Here is a 1,562-nt window from a genome sequence, read left to right on the forward strand (position 1 = left end):
CCGTTAGTCAACTCCTCAAAGAACGTCAGGTCCTAATCTTCACGAGAACATCGAGCATTTCACGAACTACTGGGTCCCGTCCCGCGGCCACATCAAGTCGCCCTGATTCAAAAGGAAAGACCAGGGATTCTCCTGACCAGTCCGTGAGTTGAACTCCTGCTTCTCGCAGGATCACCGCCGCCGGAGCTAACAATGCCGTACTAATGCCACGCTGAAAATGCCCTTGTGTAGCACCCGCGGCCACGTTGACGAGGTCTAGAGACGGAACGCCCTGGTGCCGCAAGTCCTGACACTTAGAAAACAACTTGGCGGCGGCGCGGAAAACGGAACCGGAGTACTCTGCGTCTTCTGGTAGGGCGAAGGTCAAGATGGATGACGACAGATGCTCCTGCCGTAACGCTGGCAAAGGCTGCGGCTCGGAGCCCAGCCGCTCATCTTGAATCCATATACCCTCGCCGTGAGCCGCCATATACTGCCTGCCCCCAAATACGTCGGCGATCACACCAAGGATGGGAAAGCCGCGCCAGAGCAAGGCAAAAGAAACCGAAGCGTGTTCGATGCCGTGAAGTAAATTACTTACGCCGTCTACAGGGTTCATCACCCAGGTGTAATCCGCCGCTGACGATGCCAGAGGCGCCGCCGTGGGTAGCACCGGCGCATAGAAGAAATCCCTCAGCCGGCCCTGCGATCTTCCTTCTATGCCCGATGAAAGCCAGTGAGTGCTTTCTTCTTCGGACATGTGCCGGCGTTGAGTAACGGAGGATGGTCCAGATGCCATAGACCTCAGTTGGTCGGCACAAGAGCCCGCGTAGTCGGCGAGTACGCGCATCAGGCCTGGCAGGTCAGGTGAAGTTTGGCCGGGAGCGATCATCTGACTCCAATGATTGAGGTTGTTGAAGCATTGAAACACGAGATTTCAAGGAACCCACATTCGCGGGATCGACGTGAGCGCTGGATCGAGGAACACCCTCTGAACGAGTCAATTCCTGAATGACCGCCACATGATCGCTGGGTTGTTGATTTTCAGTGGGGGAGAGACAGCCGATGAGCTGTATGAAGGTTTGTATGAACGGCTTAAAACGGACGGTCTTGCTATTTTGCTCGACAGATCGGCTGCGCTTCAGCCGATCTTCGCGGACATCGAGGACGACGATAGCCCAGACGTCCTTTCCCGCCACGTCGCCGATGCAGTCCGCCAAGCCCTGGAAGCAGCCAAACCCACTGAACGCGTGGCCCTCGCAAACAAGCTCCTCAAAGAGCTTCACCACACGGATCGCATCGCCGATGGCCCCACGCAGCTCCAGTCGCTGCACCGTCCGGACACGCTCAAGCGGCGCAACCTGCGCCGTCCCACCACGAAGCTGTGCGACTCCGCCCTGCTCACCAACAGCAAGGACGATCCCAACCTCGCCGCCGAGCTCCGGACCGAGATCGAGTCCGCCAACACCGTGGACCTTCTGTGCGCTTTCGTCCGCTGGACGGGCCTCCGCCTGCTCCATCCGGCGCTGGAGGAGCTCAAGGAGCGCGGCGCGAAACTCCGCGTCATCACCACGACTTACATG

1 protein-coding gene and 1 pseudogene are annotated in these 1,562 nt (G+C 58.5%); one reads left to right on the forward strand and one right to left on the reverse strand.

Annotated elements, in window-relative coordinates:
• Positions 1-25: 25 nt before the first annotated feature.
• Positions 26-739 carry an inositol monophosphatase family protein gene (locus LQV45_RS31300; RefSeq protein ID WP_230011243.1) on the reverse strand — a complete coding sequence of 238 codons (714 nt, stop codon included), beginning with the start codon at positions 737-739 and terminating at the stop codon, positions 26-28.
• A 262-nt stretch (positions 740-1,001) separates the two neighbouring features.
• Between LQV45_RS31300 and LQV45_RS31305 the strand changes: the two are divergent.
• Positions 1,002-1,562: pseudogene (locus LQV45_RS31305) on the forward strand (DUF3427 domain-containing protein); the annotation flags it as partial.

It is taken from the genome of Microbacterium sp. Bi128 (assembly GCF_918698205.1).

Coding starts and splice junctions, on each gene's coding strand:
- LQV45_RS31300 (WP_230011243.1), bottom strand. CDS start 739: ATGTCCGAAGAAGAAAGCACTCACTGGCTTTCATCGGGCATAGAAGGA.